This window comes from Mycolicibacterium brisbanense (genome assembly GCF_001570425.1).
GTDB classification, from domain to species: domain Bacteria; phylum Actinomycetota; class Actinomycetes; order Mycobacteriales; family Mycobacteriaceae; genus Mycobacterium; species Mycobacterium brisbanense.
Map to the genome: position 1 here is coordinate 116,857 of NZ_BCSX01000024.1, position 16,670 is coordinate 133,526.

The 16,670-nt window shown below is 68.4% G+C and carries 17 protein-coding genes; 11 read left to right on the top strand and 6 right to left on the bottom strand.

The window, feature by feature from the left end; genetic code table 11:
* Positions 1 to 14 precede the first annotated feature (14 nt).
* From RMCB_RS13260 to RMCB_RS13295, 8 genes are read left to right on the top strand one after another with little or no spacing between them, the layout of a single operon-like run.
* A complete protein-coding gene (locus RMCB_RS13260) occupies positions 15 to 1,412 on the top strand; it encodes a cytochrome P450 (protein WP_062829143.1) in 1,398 nt (465 codons plus the stop codon).
* A 31-nt stretch (positions 1,413 to 1,443) separates the two neighbouring features.
* Entirely contained in the window at positions 1,444 to 2,742 is a 1,299-nt protein-coding gene (gene hemL, locus RMCB_RS13265) for a glutamate-1-semialdehyde 2,1-aminomutase (protein ID WP_029369605.1), read from the top strand.
* 23 nt (positions 2,743 to 2,765) lie between these two features.
* Complete coding sequence (locus RMCB_RS13270; RefSeq protein WP_036423906.1) at positions 2,766 to 3,353, top strand: histidine phosphatase family protein; 588 nt, start codon at positions 2,766 to 2,768, stop codon at positions 3,351 to 3,353.
* Positions 3,353 to 3,946, top strand: a complete 594-nt coding sequence (locus RMCB_RS13275) for a TlpA disulfide reductase family protein (RefSeq protein ID WP_062829144.1) — start codon at positions 3,353 to 3,355, stop codon at positions 3,944 to 3,946. The genes RMCB_RS13270 and RMCB_RS13275 overlap by 1 nt, the downstream gene beginning before the upstream one ends.
* Positions 3,943 to 4,722 (top strand): cytochrome c biogenesis CcdA family protein, encoded by a 780-nt coding sequence (locus RMCB_RS13280; protein ID WP_029369608.1) that lies wholly within the window; start codon positions 3,943 to 3,945, stop codon positions 4,720 to 4,722. The genes RMCB_RS13275 and RMCB_RS13280 overlap by 4 nt, the downstream gene beginning before the upstream one ends.
* Positions 4,719 to 6,317 (top strand): cytochrome c biogenesis protein ResB, encoded by a 1,599-nt coding sequence (gene resB, locus RMCB_RS13285; protein ID WP_062829145.1) that lies wholly within the window; start codon positions 4,719 to 4,721, stop codon positions 6,315 to 6,317. Before RMCB_RS13280 ends, resB begins: the two co-directional genes overlap by 4 nt.
* Positions 6,318 to 6,359: 42 nt before the next feature.
* Positions 6,360 to 7,334, top strand: coding sequence for a c-type cytochrome biogenesis protein CcsB (ccsB, locus tag RMCB_RS13290; protein ID WP_029369610.1), 975 nt, complete (start codon positions 6,360 to 6,362; stop codon positions 7,332 to 7,334).
* 50 nt (positions 7,335 to 7,384) lie between these two features.
* The gene (locus RMCB_RS13295) at positions 7,385 to 8,620 is read left to right on the top strand and encodes a MinD/ParA family ATP-binding protein (RefSeq protein WP_029369611.1); all 1,236 of its coding nucleotides are present in this window, start codon (positions 7,385 to 7,387) and stop codon (positions 8,618 to 8,620) included.
* 24 nt (positions 8,621 to 8,644) lie between these two features.
* Here the strand turns inward: RMCB_RS13295 and RMCB_RS13300 are convergent, their stop codons facing one another.
* Positions 8,645 to 8,806, bottom strand: coding sequence for a hypothetical protein (locus RMCB_RS13300; protein ID WP_109784277.1), 162 nt, complete (start codon positions 8,804 to 8,806; stop codon positions 8,645 to 8,647).
* Positions 8,807 to 8,854: 48 nt separating this feature from the next.
* On the opposite strand from RMCB_RS13300, the gene RMCB_RS13305 reads away from it, so the two are divergent.
* Positions 8,855 to 9,160, top strand: coding sequence for a DUF4229 domain-containing protein (locus tag RMCB_RS13305; RefSeq protein WP_029369612.1), 306 nt, complete (start codon positions 8,855 to 8,857; stop codon positions 9,158 to 9,160).
* On the top strand, positions 9,157 to 10,191 hold the full coding sequence (locus RMCB_RS13310; protein ID WP_062829146.1) for an aminotransferase class V-fold PLP-dependent enzyme: 1,035 nt from the start codon (positions 9,157 to 9,159) through the stop codon (positions 10,189 to 10,191). The genes RMCB_RS13305 and RMCB_RS13310 overlap by 4 nt, the downstream gene beginning before the upstream one ends.
* Positions 10,192 to 10,447: 256 nt before the next feature.
* Here RMCB_RS13310 and RMCB_RS13320 read toward each other — a convergent pair whose 3' ends face one another.
* The gene (locus RMCB_RS13320) at positions 10,448 to 12,040 is read right to left on the bottom strand and encodes a GAF domain-containing sensor histidine kinase (RefSeq protein ID WP_063979611.1); all 1,593 of its coding nucleotides are present in this window, start codon (positions 12,038 to 12,040) and stop codon (positions 10,448 to 10,450) included.
* 143 nt (positions 12,041 to 12,183) lie between these two features.
* On the opposite strand from RMCB_RS13320, the gene RMCB_RS13325 reads away from it, so the two are divergent.
* Positions 12,184 to 12,570: a response regulator gene (locus tag RMCB_RS13325; protein WP_234792093.1), complete on the top strand. Its 387-nt coding sequence runs from the start codon at positions 12,184 to 12,186 to the stop codon at positions 12,568 to 12,570.
* Here RMCB_RS13325 and RMCB_RS13330 read toward each other — a convergent pair.
* From RMCB_RS13330 to RMCB_RS13345, 4 genes are all read right to left on the bottom strand, one after another.
* Positions 12,548 to 13,201: a response regulator gene (locus RMCB_RS13330; protein WP_029369616.1), complete on the bottom strand. Its 654-nt coding sequence runs from the start codon at positions 13,199 to 13,201 to the stop codon at positions 12,548 to 12,550. The genes RMCB_RS13325 and RMCB_RS13330 overlap by 23 nt on opposite strands.
* Positions 13,198 to 14,559, bottom strand: a complete 1,362-nt coding sequence (locus RMCB_RS13335) for an MFS transporter (RefSeq protein ID WP_029369617.1) — start codon at positions 14,557 to 14,559, stop codon at positions 13,198 to 13,200. The genes RMCB_RS13330 and RMCB_RS13335 overlap by 4 nt, the downstream gene beginning before the upstream one ends.
* A gap of 195 nt (positions 14,560 to 14,754) precedes the next feature.
* Complete coding sequence (locus tag RMCB_RS13340) at positions 14,755 to 15,651, bottom strand: type IV toxin-antitoxin system AbiEi family antitoxin domain-containing protein (RefSeq protein WP_062829148.1); 897 nt, start codon at positions 15,649 to 15,651, stop codon at positions 14,755 to 14,757.
* 152 nt (positions 15,652 to 15,803) lie between these two features.
* Positions 15,804 to 16,670, bottom strand: coding sequence for a 1,4-dihydroxy-2-naphthoate polyprenyltransferase (locus tag RMCB_RS13345; protein WP_062829520.1), 867 nt, complete (start codon positions 16,668 to 16,670; stop codon positions 15,804 to 15,806).

The window sequence follows — 16,670 nt, forward strand, 5'->3', positions numbered from 1 at the left end:
TTCGGCTACAACTGATGGTGATGAACGCCACAGCGAATGTCGACGACGTCAGCACCTTGCCCCTTGCACCTCGCAATCCGCTGTCGATCCGGCAACTGGCAACCGCCGTGCGGCAGCTGGACACCGGCCAGTTGCTGTTGCGGGCCGCGGGCGGCCCCGTCACCCGCGTGCAGTACGGGCCCGCGTGGCTCATACCCCCGCTCGTCGCGGTGTTCTCCGCGGACGGCATCCGCGACGTGCTCGCGCGCAACGACGCGTTCGCCGAGCGGTGCATCGTGCACGACGAGGTGCGGCACGCCGCCGGTGACAGCTTGTTCGTGCTGCCCAACGAGCAGTGGCGGCCTCGGAAACGCGCGCTGCAGCCCGTGTTCACCAGGCAGAACGTGCGGGCCTTCGGTGGGCACATGTCGCGGGCGGCGCAGACGGCGGTCGACAGCTGGGGCGCTGGCGGCGACATCGACCTCGACGCCGAATGCCGCCGGGTCACCATGCAGTCGCTGGGCCGTTCGGTGCTGGGTATCGACCTCAACGAGCGCGCGGGCGTCATCGTCGAGCACATGCACGTCGCATCGTCGTACACCACCGACCGGGCACTGCGTCCGGTCCGCGCGCCCAGGTGGCTTCCCACCCCGGCGCGCGCCCGCGCCCGTGCTGCCGTCGCGGCGATGCGTGAGGTGACCGCCGAGATCCTCCGCGCCTGCCGCGCCGATCCGGAGCGCGACGCGCCGCTGGTCCAGGCGTTGATCGCGGCCACCGACCCGGAGACCGGGCGCCCGCTGTCCGATGAGGACATCAGCAACGATCTGCTGATCTTCATGCTGGCCGGGCATGATACGACGGCGACTGCGCTGACCTACGCCCTGTGGCAACTGGGCCGCCATCCCGAGATTCAGGACCGGGTGGCGGCCGAGGCCGCGGCGCTCGGCGACCGCGAGCTGACCCCCGATGACGTGCCGAGCCTCGGCTACACCGTGCAGGTACTCAACGAAGCGCTGCGACTGTGCCCGCCCGCCGCCGGGGTGGGCCGCCTGGCGCTGCGCGACATCGCGGTGGACGGCTACCGGGTCGAGGCGGGCAGCCTGGTGGCGTTGGGTATCTACGCGGTGCACCACGATCCGCAGCTGTGGCCGGATCCGCAGGTGTTCGACCCCGACCGGTTCAGCCCGGAGAACACGCGGCAGCGGGACCGCTGGCAGTTCATCCCGTTCGCCGGTGGGGCGCGGTCGTGCATCGGCGAGCATTTCGCGCGGCTTGAGACGACGCTGGCGCTGGCCACCGTCGTGCGCGCCGTCGAGGTCGTCGCGACCTGCGCCGAGTTCCCGGTCGACGTGCCGTTCACCACCGTGGCCAAGGGACCGATCCCGGCGACGGTGCGTGCACGAGGACGGGCCACTATTACACCCTGTAGTTGACGGGTTTGCACCGGCTGGGACACTGGTGGCCATGCCTGTCACCCAGCGCTCGGCCGAACTGTTCGCCGATGCCTGCGCCGTCATCCCCGGAGGAGTGAATTCCCCGGTCCGGGCCTTCAACTCTGTGGGCGGTACGCCGAGGTTCATCACCTCCGCGCAGGGCTACTGGCTCACCGACGCCGACGACAACCGCTACATCGACCTCGTCTGCTCGTGGGGCCCGGCGCTGCTCGGCCACGCGCACCCGGCCGTCGTGGAGGCGGTGCAGCAGACCGCCGCGCACGGGCTGAGCTTCGGTGCCCCGACGCCGTCGGAGACCGAGTTGGCCGCCGAGATCATCGGCCGGGTCGCGCCGGTCGAGAAGCTGCGGTTGGTGAACTCCGGGACCGAGGCCACCATGAGTGCCATCCGGTTGGCCCGCGGCTACACCGGGCGCGCCAAGATCATCAAGTTCTCGGGTTGCTACCACGGCCACAGCGACGCGCTGCTGGCCGACGCGGGCTCCGGCGTCGCGACGCTGGGCCTGCCGTCTTCTCCCGGTGTCACGGGCGCCGCTGCCGCCGACACCATCGTGCTGCCGTACAACAACGTCGAAGCGGTCGAGGACGTGTTCGGCCGGTTCGGTGACGAGATCGCGTGCGTCATCAGCGAGGCCAGCCCCGGCAACATGGGCACAGTGCCCCCGCTGCCGGGCTTCAACGCCGCACTGCGCCGAATCACCGCGGCCCACGGTGCGCTCCTGATCCTCGACGAGGTGATGACGGGCTTCCGCGTCAGCAAGGCAGGTTGGTACGGGCTGGATCCCGTCGACGCGGATCTCTTCACGTTCGGCAAGGTGATGAGCGGTGGCCTGCCCGCTGCGGCGTTCGGCGGCAGCGCCGAGGTGATGGGCCGGCTGGCCCCGCTGGGTCCCGTCTATCAGGCCGGCACGCTGTCGGGAAACCCGGTGGCGATGGCCGCCGGGCTCGCGACACTGCGCAACGCCGACGATGCGGCCTACACGCGGCTCGACGCCAACGCCGACACGTTGGCGGGTCTGCTGACCTCGGCGTTGACCGACGCCGGCGTCGCGCACCAGGTGCAGCGGGCCGGCAACATGCTCAGCGTGTTCTTCACCGACGAGCCGGTACACGATTTCGCCGCCGCGAAGGCCACGCAGACGTGGCGCTTCCCGCCGTTCTTCCATGCGCTGCTGGAGGCCGGGGTCTACCCGCCATGCAGTGCATTCGAAACCTGGTTTGTCTCAAGCATTTTGGATGACGCAGCGTTCGAGCGCATCGCCGACGCCCTGCCCGGTGCGGCGCGCGCCGCCGCGGAGGCTCGACCGTGACCGTGCGGACGACCGTGCATGTCATGCGGCACGGTGAGGTGTTCAACCCGCAGAAGGTGCTCTACGGGCGGCTGCCGGGCTACCACCTGTCCGAGCGCGGCCGGGCCCAGGCGCAGGCCGCCGCAGATTGGTTGGCGCACAACGACATCGTGTACGTGGTGGCCTCGCCGTTGGAGCGGGCCCAGGAGACCGCGACACCCATCGCCGAAAGTCACGGCCTGCCCATCAACGTCGACGACGATCTCATCGAATCGTGGAATCAGTTCGAGGGCGAGCGCGTGTCTCCCGGGGACGGCGCGCTGCGCGATCCCCGGAACTGGCCGCGGCTGCGCAATCCGCTGAAGCCGTCGTGGGGCGAGCCCTACGACGAGATCGCCCCGCGAATGATGGCTGCGCTGAACCGCGCTCGCGAGAAGGCCGCCGGCCACGAGGCGGTGTGTGTGAGCCACCAACTCCCGGTCGAGACGCTGCGGCGCGCCATGACCGGTCGGAAACTCGCGCATCTGCCGCTGCCGCACAGCCGATTGTGCAACCTGGCTTCCCTGACGTCGTTCACGTTCGACGGCGACCGCCTGGTCCGCTGGGGATACTCGGAGCCCTGGGGTATCTAGTGAAGTGGTTGGTCGCGCTGCTTGCGGTGGTGCTGTTGGTCGCCGGGTGTTCCACCGGTGACGACGCCGTCGCGCAGGGCGGCACGTTCGAGTTCGTCGCGCCGGGCGGCAAGACCGACATCTTCTACGACCCACCCGAAAAGCGCGGCACCCCAGGCAAACTCAGCGGGCCCGAGCTCACCGATCCGAACAAGACGCTGTCCCTCGACGATTTCGCCAGCAAGGTCGTGGTGATCAGCGTGTGGGGCCAGTGGTGCGGACCGTGCCGTGCGGAGATCAGCCAGCTGCAGAAGGTGTACGACGCCACGCGCGACAAGGGCGTGGCGTTTCTCGGCATCGACGTGCGGGACAACAATCGTGATGCCGCAGTCGATTTCGTCACCGACCGCAAAGTCAGCTTCCCGTCGATCTATGACCCGGCGATGCGCACCATGATCGCGTTCGGCGGCAAGTACCCGACGACGGTGATTCCGTCGACCGTGGTGCTGGACCGTCAACACCGCGTTGCGGCGGTGTTCCTGCGGGAGTTGCTGGCCGAGGACCTGCAGCCGGTCGTGGAGAAGCTGGCAGCCGAACCAGGACCGAACGCATGACCGGTTTCGCCGAGATCGCCGCTGCGGGCCCCGTGCTGCTGGCCCTGGGCGTCAGCGTGCTCGCCGGTGTCGTGTCGTTCGCATCGCCGTGCGTCGTGCCGCTGGTGCCGGGCTATCTCTCGTACCTGGCCGCTGTGGTCGGGGTCGACGAGTCCGCCGCGGCGGCGGGCACGGTCGGCGTCAAGACGGCGCGCCTGCGGGTGGCCGGGGCGGCGGCGTTGTTCGTCGCGGGGTTCACCGTGGTGTTCCTGTTGGGCGCCGTCGCCGTGCTCGGCATGACCACCACGCTGATCGCCAACCAGCTGCTGCTGCAACGCATCGGCGGCATCGTCACCATCGTGATGGGTCTGGTGTTCGTCGGGTTCGTGCCGATGCTGCAGCGCCAGGCCCGGTTCACGCCGCGGCAATGGTCGACGCTGGCGGGGGCCCCGCTACTGGGTGCGGTGTTCGCGCTGGGCTGGACTCCGTGCCTCGGGCCGACCCTGACCGGCGTGATCGCGGTGGCGTCGGCGACCGACGGCGCCAGCGTCGCGCGCGGTGTGACCCTGGTGCTGGCGTACTGCCTGGGTCTCGGCATCCCGTTCGTGCTGCTCGCCCTCGGGTCGGCGCGGGCCGTGCAGGGGCTGGGCTGGTTGCGCCGCCACACCCGCGCCATTCAGATCTTCGGCGGCATCCTGCTGATCCTGGTGGGTGCCGCGCTCGTCACGGGCCTGTGGAACGACTTCGTGTCCTGGGTGCGCGACGCCTTCGTCAGTGACGTCAGGTTGCCGATATGACCGACACCGACGCGCGAGCAGACGCGCAAGTCCCCGAAACACGGCGTGTCGGGGTACCTCAGCGTCTGCTCGCGGTGATGCGGAACACCTGGCGGACACTGACGTCGATGGGCACGGCGCTGGTGCTGCTGTTCCTGCTGGCGCTCGGCGCCATCCCGGGTGCCCTGTTGCCGCAGCGCAGCCTCAACTCCTCGAAGGTCGACGAGTACCTCACCAAGCACTCGACCATCGGCCCTTGGCTGGACCGGGTGCAGGCCTTCGACGTCTTCTCCAGCTTCTGGTTCACCGCCATCTACGTGCTGCTGTTCATCTCGCTGGTCGGCTGTCTCACCCCGCGGATGATCGAGCATGTCCGCACCCTGCGGGCCGTGCCGGTGGCCGCGCCACGCAACCTGGCCCGGCTGCCGAAGTACCACGCCGAGCAGGTCAGCGGCGATCCCGGCGAACTGGCCGAGCGGGTGACGCAGCGGCTCAAGGGCTGGCGCACCGTCACTCGCACCGAAAACGGCGTCACCGAAGTCTCGGCGGAAAAGGGCTATCTGCGCGAGTTCGGCAACATCGTCTTCCATTTCTCGCTGCTCGGGCTGCTGGTCGCGGTGGCCGCGGGCAAGCTGTTCGGCTACGAGGGCAACGTCATCGTCATCGCCGATGGCGGCCCCGGCTTCTGCTCGGCGTCCCCGGCGGCGTTCGACTCGTTCCGCGCGGGCAACACCGTCGACGGCACTTCGCTGGACCCCATTTGCCTGCGGGTCAACGACTTCGACGCCCACTACTTGCCGTCGGGCCAGGCTCTGTCGTTCGCGGCCAACATCGACTATCAGGCCGGCCACGACCTGGCGGCCAACACCTGGCGGCCGTACCGGCTCGAGGTGAACCATCCGCTGCGCATCGGCGGCAACCGCATCTACCTGCAGGGGCACGGCTACGCGCCGTCGTTCACCGTCACCTTCCCGGACGGGAAAACCCGCAGCCAGACCGTGCAGTGGAAGCCCGAAGAGCCGTTGACCCTGCTGTCCTCGGGCGTCGTGCGGATCGATCCGCCGGGCGGCACCTACCCCGACGCCGACGAGCGCCGCAAGCATCAGATCGCCATCCAGGGACTGTTCGCCCCGACCAAACAGCTCGAGGGCACGCTGCTGTCGTCGAGCTTCCCGGCGCTCAACGATCCGGCGGTCGCCGTCGACATCTACCGCGGCGACACGGGCCTGGATACCGGTCGGCCGCAGTCCCTGTTCTCGCTGGATCCGCGCCTCGTCGACCAGAAGCGGCTGACGAAGGTCGCGCGGGTCAACCTGGCCAAGGGGCAGGTCACCCGACTCGACGACGGCACCACGGTCCGCTTCGACGGGGCGGTGCCGTTCATCAACCTGCAGGTGTCGCATGACCCCGCGCAGGTGTGGGTGCTGGTTTTCGCCATGTCGATGATGGCGGGGTTGCTGGTGTCGTTGGTGGTGCGCAGGCGCCGGGTCTGGGTTCGGATCGCAGACGCCACGGGAGGTACCGTGAGCGTCGAGCTGGGCGGGCTCGCGCGCACCGACAACTCCGGATGGGGCGACGAGTTCGAGCGATTGACGCAACGGCTGCTGGGAGAGTGACGCGCGCATGAATGGTCAGCGAGGAGCGAAGGCGGATCGCGCATGAATACAGAGCACATCGATATCGGGTTGGCCCGGTACTCGGACTGGGCCTTCACCTCGTCGGTGGTGGTTCTGGTGGGTGCCCTGCTGTTACTGGCCGTCGAGCTCGCCTACAGCCGCGGCCGCAAGGTCGATGAGCGCTCGCGCGAGCTGGTCGGCGCCACGGTCGGGGCCGACAGCACCACGCCCGGCGTCATCGCCGATGTCCCCACCCGCTCAGCCGACGAGCGCATCGGCCGCGCCGGTCTGGCCCTGGTCTACGTCGGTATCGCGCTGTTGTTCGGATGCATCGTGCTGCGCGGCCTGGCCACGGCCCGGGTGCCGTGGGGCAACATGTACGAGTTCATCAACCTGACGTGCTTCGCGGGGCTGATCGCGTCGGCCATCGTGCTGCGCCGGCCGCAGTACCGCGCGTTGTGGGTGTTCGTTCTGGTGCCGGTGCTGATCCTGCTGGCGGTGTCGGGGCACTGGCTGTACACCAACGCCGCGCCCGTGATGCCCGCGCTGCAGTCCTACTGGCTGCCGATCCACGTGTCGGTGGTCAGCCTGGGCTCCGGGGTGTTCCTGGTGGCCGGCGTCGCGAGCATCCTGTTCCTGGCCAAGATGTCGCCCCTGGCCGAACGCGACAATGCCCTCGGTCGGGTCATCCAGCGCCTGCCCGACGCGCAGACCCTCGACCGGATCGCCTACCGGACGACCATCTTCGCGTTCCCCATCTTCGGCTTCGGGGTGATCTTCGGCGCCATCTGGGCCGAGGAGGCGTGGGGCCGCTACTGGGGCTGGGACCCCAAGGAGACGGTGTCGTTCATCGCGTGGGTGGTCTACGCCGCGTACCTGCACGCCCGTTCGACCGCCGGTTGGCGCGACCGCAAGGCCGCCTGGATCAATGTGGTCGGCTTCGTTGCAATGGTGTTCAACCTGTTTTTCATCAATCTGGTTACCGTCGGGCTGCACTCGTACGCCGGCGTTGGTTAGGTGATGTGGTGCGCGGGTAGCGCATCGCGCCCGAATGGAGGGGAGATTCCATGTCCGAGTCAACTGAACACGGCACGGTGGATGTGTCCACGACCGCACCGGACGAGCCGACCATCAGTCACTCCGGTCCCCCTCCGACACAGGTAGTCGAGCCACCGGCATCGGTCGTGTCCGGTTTCCGCGGGCAGCAGCGTTTCAGCGATCCGTCGACCAGCGCGGCGCCGCCGCCGGAATGGACGGCCCCGACGCCGCCGCACGGAGTTCCCGTCGTCGAGGCACCGCACGCGGCACCCGCGCAGCCGGTGCAACCCGCTCAGCCAGCCCAGCCCGATTTCTCGTCCCCATACCGCGATCTGTCGACCACGGCACTGCTCGGGCAGCGCAAGAACCCGCCGTCGTCGGGCTGGCGCAAGCTGCTCTACCTGGCGACGTTCAAGCTCGTCAACGTGGGGGAGAGCCCCAAGGTCAACCACCACAACGACCTGCTGGCCGAGGTGCGTCAACCGCTGCAGGGCTGCTACCGCATCGCGCTGCTGTCGCTCAAGGGCGGCGTCGGCAAGACCACCATCACCGCAACGCTGGGAGCCACGTTCGCCTCCATCCGCGGTGACCGGGTGGTGGCCGTGGACGCCAACCCGGATCGCGGCACGCTCAGCCAGAAGGTGCCGCTGGAGACCGCGGCGACGGTGCGCCACCTGCTGCGCGACGCCGAGGGCATCGAGCGGTACAGCGACGTACGCGCCTACACCTCGCAGGGGCCGAGCCGCCTGGAGGTGCTCGCCTCGGAAAGCGATCCTGCCGTGTCGGAGGCGTTCAGCTCCGACGACTACGTGCGCACGCTGGAGGTGCTGGAGCGGTTCTACAGCCTGGTGCTGACCGACTGCGGTACCGGCCTGATGCATTCCGCGATGTCAGCGGTGTTGTCCAAGGCCGACGTGCTGATCGTGATCAGCTCGGGCTCCGTCGACGGCGCGCGCAGCGCGTCGGCAACGCTGGACTGGCTCGACGCGCACGGGCATCAGGATCTGGTGCGCAATGCGGTCGCGGTGGTCAACGCGGTGCGGCCGCGGTCGGGCAAGGTGGATCTGTCGAAGGTCGTGGATCACTTCTCGCGGCGGTGCCGTGCGGTGCGGTTGGTGCCGTTCGACCCGCATTTGGAAGAGGGCGCCGAGATCAGCTTGGAACGGCTCAAGCCGAAGACGCGGGAAGCATTGATCGAGTTGGCTGCGGTGGTCGCCAGTGACTTTGCCAAGCCGCGGCAGCGCCGCAGTGAGCTGCGCGGCTGACGTGCTGCACGAACCCGCGACCGCCTAGGGTCGCGGGTTGTCGCCGTGTCCGAGCCTGCGCAAGAATTCGGGATCGTCGTCGGGGCCGATCACCCGAGTCTTGGGTTTGGTTGCCGCCGCCCGTGCCAGCCGAAATCCGACGTAGACCAGGCAGCCCAAGACGAGCAACAGGAGTAGGTAAGCCACTCGAAACCTCCTTTACCTGAATATACGCGCCGTCGGTAGGCTCAGGTGGTGTCAGGAAGTCGTCCGGTGGCCCGGTTGGTCGCCGATGTGTTGGTTTACGTCGCGGCCCGGTTGGTGCTCGTCGCGGTGCTGGCGGGAGTGATCTTCGCCGGCGGCCACCTGCTCGGTGTGCGTGAGTTCCCGATCGTGGTGGCGTTGTTGTTCGCGTTGGTGATCGCGCTGCCGCTGGGCATTTGGTTGTTCCGCCCGTTGCGCGAGCGCGCCACCGCGTCCATCGCGGCCCTCGACGAGCGTCGGCGCGCGGACCGCGAACAGCTCCAGGCGCGGTTGCGCGGCGAGGACCCGAAGTCGTGAGAACCGCCTTCGGCGCCGAATTCGCCGGTGCCGAAGGATTTCTCAACACACCGACGTTCGGGCTGCCACCGCAGTTCCTGCTCGACGCCCTGCACGGCTGCCTCGGCGAGTGGCAGGCCGGGACCATGCAAGCCGCGTCGTTCGACGATCCGGTGCGCGCCGGGCGGGCCGGTTATGCGCAGCTGGCCGGGGTTCCTGTCGAATCTGTGGCGATGGCCGGGAACGTCTCGGCGGCACTCGGTCTGGTGGCCGCCGCCATCCCCGACGGCAGCCGTGTCGCCGTGCTCTCGGGCGAATTCACCAGCACCACCTTCCCGTTCGCGGCGCAGGGCCGCGGCGTCACCGTCACCGAGCTGACGCCGACTGAACTCATCGATCGCGCCGCCGACTTCGATGCCGTGTCGGTCAGTCTCGTGCAGTCGGCCAACGGAGCCGTGCTCGATCTGGCGGCACTGCGCGCCGCGGTACAAGGCGCCGACACGATCACGGTGATCGACCTGACGCAAGCCCTCGGCTGGGCGTGCCCCGACGTCAGCTGGGTGGATGTCACGGTGGCCGCGGTGTACAAATGGCTGCTGGCACCGCGCGGCACCGCGTGGATGTCGTTGTGCGAGCGCGTCGCTGCGACCATGACGCCGCATGCGGCCAACTGGTACGCCGGCGAGCAGCCCTGGCAGTCGATCTACGGGCTGCCGCTGCGGTTGGCTGACGATGCCCGTCGGTTCGACACTTCGCCGGCCTGGTTCAGCGTGCTGGGTGCGGGGTTGACGCTGCCGTGGCTCGCGTCGCTGGATCGGGGTGCGGTCAAGCAGCACACCGTCGGGCTGGCCAATCGGTTGCGCGCCGAGATCGAGCTGCCGCAACAGGATTCGGCGATCGTGTCCATTCCCATCGCCGACGCGGCAGAGCGGTTGCAGCGGGCCGGGATTCGTGCGTCGATGCGGGCCGGCGCCCTTCGGGTCGGATTCCACCTGTACAACACCGAAGACGACCTGGACCGATTGGTCGACGCGCTGGGGGCTAGCCGGTAGCCGTTCTTTGGTGCTGACGCCGACGCCGTGAGCCATCTGTGGGGTGGACACTGAAAGTGTCCGAATTCCATTGGGTGATAAAGAAAGTAGCGACACATGGGTACCAAGGCACGCATCGCAGCAGGAGTGGCCGCAGCCGCGGCCGCGCTGACAATCGTCGTCGCACCGGCAGCGCAGGCCGCCACCGTCGCGCAGACCTGCACCGCGCAAGGGGACGCGACCCTGTGCCAGTCCGACGGCAACGCGCAGATCAGCGCTACCCCGCCAGCTGTGGACTACCAGGCGCAATACCCGTTCTTCGGGATCGGGGGCTATGGCCTGGATTTCCATCACGATGGCCGCAGGTGAGCGGAATCCGCGCCGTCAGCGTCGTTCCGATGTCACGTGGGCTGATCACGGTGAGCTGCCCGCTCAATGCCTCGACCCGGTCGGTGAGCCCGGTCAACCCGGATCCGGCGCCGGTGGTGGCGCCGCCGATCCCGTCGTCGCTGATCGACAGGGCCAGTTCGGCTCCCTCGGTGACCGCGCGCACGTCGACGCCGGACGCTTGGGCGTGTTTGGCGGCGTTGGTCAACGCCTCGGCGACGACGTAATAGGCTGCCACGCCGACGGATTCGGGGACGGGCAGGGTGATGTTGAGGTCGAGATCGACTGGGATCGGGGAGCGCCGCGCCAACGAACGCAGCGCCGGGCCCAATCCGCCCTTGGACAGGATCGCCGGGTGGATGCCTCGCGAAACATCCTGCAATTCGGTGGACAACGCTGCCAATCCCGAAGCGAGGCGGGCGATGTCGCGGCGCAGCCGGGGCTGATCGGCGGGTACCGACGCCTCGACGGCCCGCACGGCCAGCCCCAGCGACACCACCCGCTGCTGAGCGCCGTCGTGCAGATCGCGTTCGAACCCGCGGCGCGCCTGATCGGCTGCGGTCACGATTCGGGCCCGCGACGCGGTCAGCGCGGCCCGTGTCTCGGCGTTGCTGATCGCGGTGGCGACCAGGTCGGCGAAATCCCCGACGTGGGCCTCGGCCTCCGCGCCGAATGCGTTGCGTTGCGTCGAACCGGCCACCAAGACCCCGCGCAGTTGTCCGCCGACGGTGATCGGCGCACCGACCGCGGAGCGAATTCCCATGGCGCGGACCTGGGCCGCGGTACCGTCGATCTCGTCGTAGTCGTCGACGCGGGCCGCAGCCCCGGTTTCGGCCACCTGCCGGGCCACGCTGCTCCCGTGCAGCCAAAAATGTTCACCGACAGCCAGTTTGGGTTGTCCGACCGGATCACGCGACGCGAGCACCACCGGTGCCGCGTCGTCGCAGTACTGCAGTAGGGCGACGTGATCGATGCCCAGCCCGCCGGCCAGCTCCGCCACCGCGGCCGGGTACACCTCCTCGGGTCCGGATCCGCGGGCCACCAGGGTGGCGACCCGGCGCAGTGCGGCCTGCTGCCCGGCTGCCAGATCGGCTGCGCGCCTGCCCGCTCTGGCTTCGATGCTTCGCAACCGCGCCTGCCCCACCAGCACGTTGATCAGGAACGCCAGCGGCAGGAAGATCGTCAGCGCCATCACGTCCTCGGCGTGGGCGGGCAACATCCCGCCATTGGTCTGCATGTGGAAGTGCACGTAGGTCACGGCGCTGGCCAGTGACGTCGCCACCGCTAGCCGCATACCCCACCCCGCCGAGATGACCAGCACACCGAACAGGAACAGCGCGCCGCAGGCGCTGCCCGGCGCCAGCCGCCGCACGACGAAGGACAGCAGTGTCTCGGCGGTGATGAACGCCGCGGCCACCGCGACACCCACCATCAGCGGCGGCGCGCTGGGGCGCAGGAGCAGTGCGAGCAGCCGGGCACCCACGGCGCGGGAGCGCGCAGGTGACGACAGAGGTATTGCAGTGGGCACTTACGTAATGACGCAGGCCGAGGGCCGATGGTTCACCGGTGACCGGAATTCCCGCTAGCGGTAATGACGCGTCGTGCCGCCGATGGGATGCTGGAAGCATGATTGGCCACCGGATGCGCTGCCTCATCGTCGATGACAGCGCCGGCTTCCGCGACGCCGCGTGCCGCATGCTGGCGCGCGGCGGCGTCGACGTCGTCGCCTCGGCCTCCAACAGCGGCGAGGCCATGAGGCTGTGCCGGGAGCTGCAGCCCGATGTCGCGGTCGTCGATGTCATGCTCGGCCCGGAAAGCGGGTTCGACCTGGCACAGCAGCTGCAGAGCAGCGAGCTGCCGCACCGGCCCGTCGTCGTCCTGGTCTCCACCTACGCCGAGCAGGACCTCACCGAGATGATCGAGACCAGCCCGGCGGTCGGCTTCCTGCCGAAGTTCGCGCTGTCCGCCGCGGCCATCGAGGATCTGGTGGCTACCGCGCTTCCAGGTAGGTGATGACGGCACGGACCCGGCGATGGTCATCGGCGGTCTCGGCCAGATTCAGTTTGGTCAGGATGCTGCGGACGTGCTTCTCCACGGTGCCCTCGGTGACCCACAGCCGGCGCGCGATACCCGCGTTGGACCGACCCTCGGCCATCAGCATGAGCACTTCCTGCTCGCGGGCACTCAGCACGGCCAGCGGATCGTTGCGCCGCCGCGCGGACACCAGTTCGGACACCAGTGCGGGGTCGACCACCGATGCGCCCTTGGCGATGCGTTCCAGGGTCTCGACGAAATCGGTGACGTCGGTGACCCGGGACTTGAGCAGGTAGCCGATACCGTGGCCGCTGGCCAGCAGCTCGGTGGCGTGCTCGACCTCGACGTGCGCCGAGAGCACGAGAATGCCGGTGTCGGGCGATTCGTCGCGGATGACTTTTGCCGCGTCGAGCCCCTCGGTGCTGTGCGTCGGGGGCATCCTGATGTCCACCACCGCCAGTTGCGGTTTGTGATCCCGAACCAGGGCAAGCAGTTCCGTCGCATCGCCGGCTTGACCGACCACATCGAAACCCGATCTCTCGAGCAGGCTCGAGAGGCCTTCCCGGAGCAACACATCGTCGTCGGCCACGACGACCCGCAGGGCACTCATCTCAATGATTCTGCCGTGCCGAACGCCGAGCCCTTCTCGCGGTCCAGGTAGGTGTCGGCCTTGTTCTTCAGGAAGAACAGGTACACCACCAGTGAGATCGCGATGCACACCGTCACGTAGGCGATGAACAGCGGAACCTGGTGCTGTTCCTTGAGCGCCTGGTAGATCACCGGCGCGGTGCCGCCGAATATCGAATTGGCCAGCGCGTAGCCAACTCCCACGCCGAGCGCCCGCACATGGGCCGGGAACAGTTCGGATTTCACCAGCGCGTTGATGGAGGTGTAGCCCGTCAGCAGCACATAGCTGACCGCCACGAGTAGGAACGACATGATGGGCGAACGGGTTTGGGGCAGGTAGGTGAAGAGCACATACGTGTAGACCACACCGCCGAACCCGAAGAACAGCAACAGCGGTTTGCGTCCCACCTTGTCACTGATGAGCCCGCCGACCGGTTGCAGCGCCATCAGGAAGATCAACCCGATGAGGTTGATCCACGTGGCGGTCATCGCCTGGTCTTTGTAGGTGGCCTTGACGATCGCGGGGGCGTTGACGCTGTAGGCGTAGAACGCCAGCGTGCCGCCCATGGTGATCAGGAAGCACAGCAACAGCGGTTTCCAGTAGCCGGTGAGCAGTTCCCGCATCGACCCGGAGCTGTTGTCCTGCCCCGCCTTGACTGCCGCGAGTTGTTCCTCGGACAGCGATTCGTCCATCGTCCGGCGCAGCCAGAACACCACGACCGCGGCCACGCCACCGACGGCAAATCCGATGCGCCAACCGAATTCGCCGACCTGCGCAGGGCTGAGCACGGTCAGGATGATCAGCAGCGTGAATTGGGCCAGCACGTGGCCGCCGACCAGCGTGACGTACTGGAACGACGAGAAGAAGCCGCGGCGCTCGCGCGTGGCCGCCTCGGACATGTAGGTGGCCGACGTGCCGTATTCCCCGCCCGTGGCGAAGCCCTGCACGAGCCGACACAGCACCAGGATGATCGGGGCCGCCACGCCGATGGTGTCGCGGGCCGGCACCAGCGCGATGACCAGTGAACACAACGCCATCAGCGACACACTGAAGGTCAGGGCGGCACGCCTGCCGCGGCGGTCGGCGAACCGGCCGAAGAACCACGAGCCGATGGGCCGGGTGACGAACGTGACGGCGAAGATCGCGTAGATGTAGACCGTCGAGTTCTGGTCGGCCTGGTCGAAGAACTGCTTCTCGAAGTAGGTTGCGAACACCGTGTAGACGTAGACGTCGTACCACTCGACGAGATTGCCCGACGAGCCGCGGATCGTGTTCCAGATGGCCCTGCGGGTCGCCGCCGGGCCCGACGGCGGTGGCGGGTGTGCGGTCGAAACGGTCATGCACGTCTCCAGACGGTCGGCCGGTCTGACTGAAGAGCCACGTTAGTGGAATGCTGTGTCGCCGCGGGCCCACTTCTCCCGGCCGTTCTCCCCGCCTTCTCCCCGCGAGCAGTCGCCGCGGTACGCGACACGCTGCAGTTCCGGTACCGTCATGTCTGCTCGCGGGCACAACTCGCGGGCAACTCAGCCAGCAACTCAGCCCGCCAACGACGCGCCGTCGAGGTGCCACAGCACCCGGCGTACCAATTCTTCGGGTCGGTGGCGGATGTCGTCGGCCACCGCGGAGACTGTGCGCCAGCCACACTCCTGCAGCCGAGCGGCCTTCAGCCGGTCGTGTTTGAAGCCTTCGGGTGTGGCATGCCATGCCACGCTGTCGTATTCGGCAGCCACTTTCGCGTCGGGCCAGGCGAAGTCCACCCGCCAGCGCTCACCGTGGCGGTCGATGATCTCGTATTGCGGCTCCGGCGTCGGCACGCACCAGTCGATGAAAACCAGCCGCATCTCGCTTTCCATCGGCGACTCGGCGCGAGCGTCGGCGTGCACCAACAGGTCCCGTACCGCCACGATGCCCCTGCGGCCCTTTTGTTCTCGCACCGCCGACTCCAATTCCGCGGTGCCGCAAGCTCCGACGTGCAGCGCGGCATCGAGGACGGCAAGTGCCCGCGGTCGCCTCAGGGTGCGGGCGAGCTCGACGGCCGTCCACGCTGGGGCCGTCGCGAGTCGACCGGAGACTTTTTTCAACGGTGCGCCGACACGCTGATGGACCATCAGCCCGTCGGCGGGGCGGATCCGCAGGCCGGGATCGAGGATGTGAACGCGCTCGTCGTGTTCGGTGTCGAAACCGTACAGTGCGGCAGCGGTGTTCATGCAGGCCACGATGGGCATCGAGGTCAGAATGTCCAAGGCCGCAAGTCGCTCGATCGTGCCGGGAACACGATCGGAGTAGACGCCGCGACAGACGCGCAGGATGTGCCCTGAACGCACAAGCGCCGCAAGTGTCTTGCGCGACATGACCGACCGCAACTGTGCAGTGCTGGCCACTCCGCCGTGGGCGGCGAACAGGTTTTCGAGATCGATTGCAGCTCTGGGCATCCTTCATGCTGGCCGCCCCAGTGCCCGCGATTGAAGAGGCCTTCGCCAATCTGTGGATAACCGCGTCACCTTTCTTGCCGAGCAGGCATGCAGGTACGCCAACTACGGCGTGTCGCGGACCGCGGCGTCTGCTCGCGCTAGAAAGTCTCGCGCTAGAAAGTGAGGGCGAGCGCAACCGCGACGGCCCACACCAGCATCGTCAGCCCGGTGTCGCGCAGCACGGGGATCAGCCCGGCGCCACCGCTGCCATTCCGCACCGGCCGAGCCGCGCGCACCGCGAGTGGCGTGGCCAGCAGACCCACCAGACACCACGGGGTGGCGGCGGCCAGCGCCAGCGTCCCGGCCAGCGCCACGCCCAGCAACACCTGGTACAGCACCCGCGTGCGGGCATCACCGAGGCGCACGGCCAGCGTGATCTTGCCGGCCTCCGCGTCGGTGGGGATGTCGCGCAGATTGTTGGCGACCAGCACAGCCGAGCTCAGCGAGCCCATCACCACGGCCATCACCACGCCGACCCAGTCGATCCGCAGGGCCTGGGTGTACTGCGTGCCCAGCACCGCGACCAGACCGAAGAAGATGAAGACCGCGATCTCACCCAGCCCCAGATAGCCGTAGGGCTTCTTGCCCCCGGTGTAGAGCCACGCGCCGGCGATACACGCCGCGCCGACCGCGATCAGCCACGGCGCGCTGACCGCGGCGAGCGCCAGGCCCGCGACGGCGGCCACCGCCAAACTCACGAGCGCCGCGGTCAGGACCGCCCGCGGCGACGCCAACCGCGATCCGACCAGGCGCAGCGGGCCGGATCGCACGTCGTCGGTGCCGCGGATGCCGTCGGAGTAGTCGTTGGCGTAGTTGACGCCGATGATCAGGGCCACTGCGACGGCCAGGGCCAGCAGCGCCTTCCACCACACCGCCGCGCCGAGCCACGCCGCGGCACCGGTCCCGGCGATCACGGGGGAGACGGCGTTGGGCAAGGTGCGGGGCCGGGCGCCCTCGATCCATTGAGCGAAACTGGCCAC

Bases quoted from the DNA above. Each gene is read 5' to 3' on its own strand.
- RMCB_RS13270 (WP_036423906.1), top strand. From the start codon at position 2,766: ATGCGGCACGGTGAGGTGTTCAACCCGCAGAAGGTGCTCTACGGGCGG.
- resB (WP_062829145.1), top strand. From the start codon at position 4,719: ATGACCGACACCGACGCGCGAGCAGACGCGCAAGTCCCCGAAACACGG.
- RMCB_RS13335 (WP_029369617.1), bottom strand. From the start codon at position 14,559: ATGACCGTTTCGACCGCACACCCGCCACCGCCGTCGGGCCCGGCGGCG.
- RMCB_RS13325 (WP_234792093.1), top strand. From the start codon at position 12,184: ATGATTGGCCACCGGATGCGCTGCCTCATCGTCGATGACAGCGCCGGC.
- hemL (WP_029369605.1), top strand. From the start codon at position 1,444: ATGCCTGTCACCCAGCGCTCGGCCGAACTGTTCGCCGATGCCTGCGCC.
- RMCB_RS13280 (WP_029369608.1), top strand. From the start codon at position 3,943: ATGACCGGTTTCGCCGAGATCGCCGCTGCGGGCCCCGTGCTGCTGGCC.
- RMCB_RS13340 (WP_062829148.1), bottom strand. From the start codon at position 15,651: ATGCCCAGAGCTGCAATCGATCTCGAAAACCTGTTCGCCGCCCACGGC.
- RMCB_RS13260 (WP_062829143.1), top strand. From the start codon at position 15: ATGGTGATGAACGCCACAGCGAATGTCGACGACGTCAGCACCTTGCCC.
- RMCB_RS13295 (WP_029369611.1), top strand. From the start codon at position 7,385: ATGTCCGAGTCAACTGAACACGGCACGGTGGATGTGTCCACGACCGCA.
- ccsB (WP_029369610.1), top strand. From the start codon at position 6,360: ATGAATACAGAGCACATCGATATCGGGTTGGCCCGGTACTCGGACTGG.
- RMCB_RS13330 (WP_029369616.1), bottom strand. From the start codon at position 13,201: ATGAGTGCCCTGCGGGTCGTCGTGGCCGACGACGATGTGTTGCTCCGG.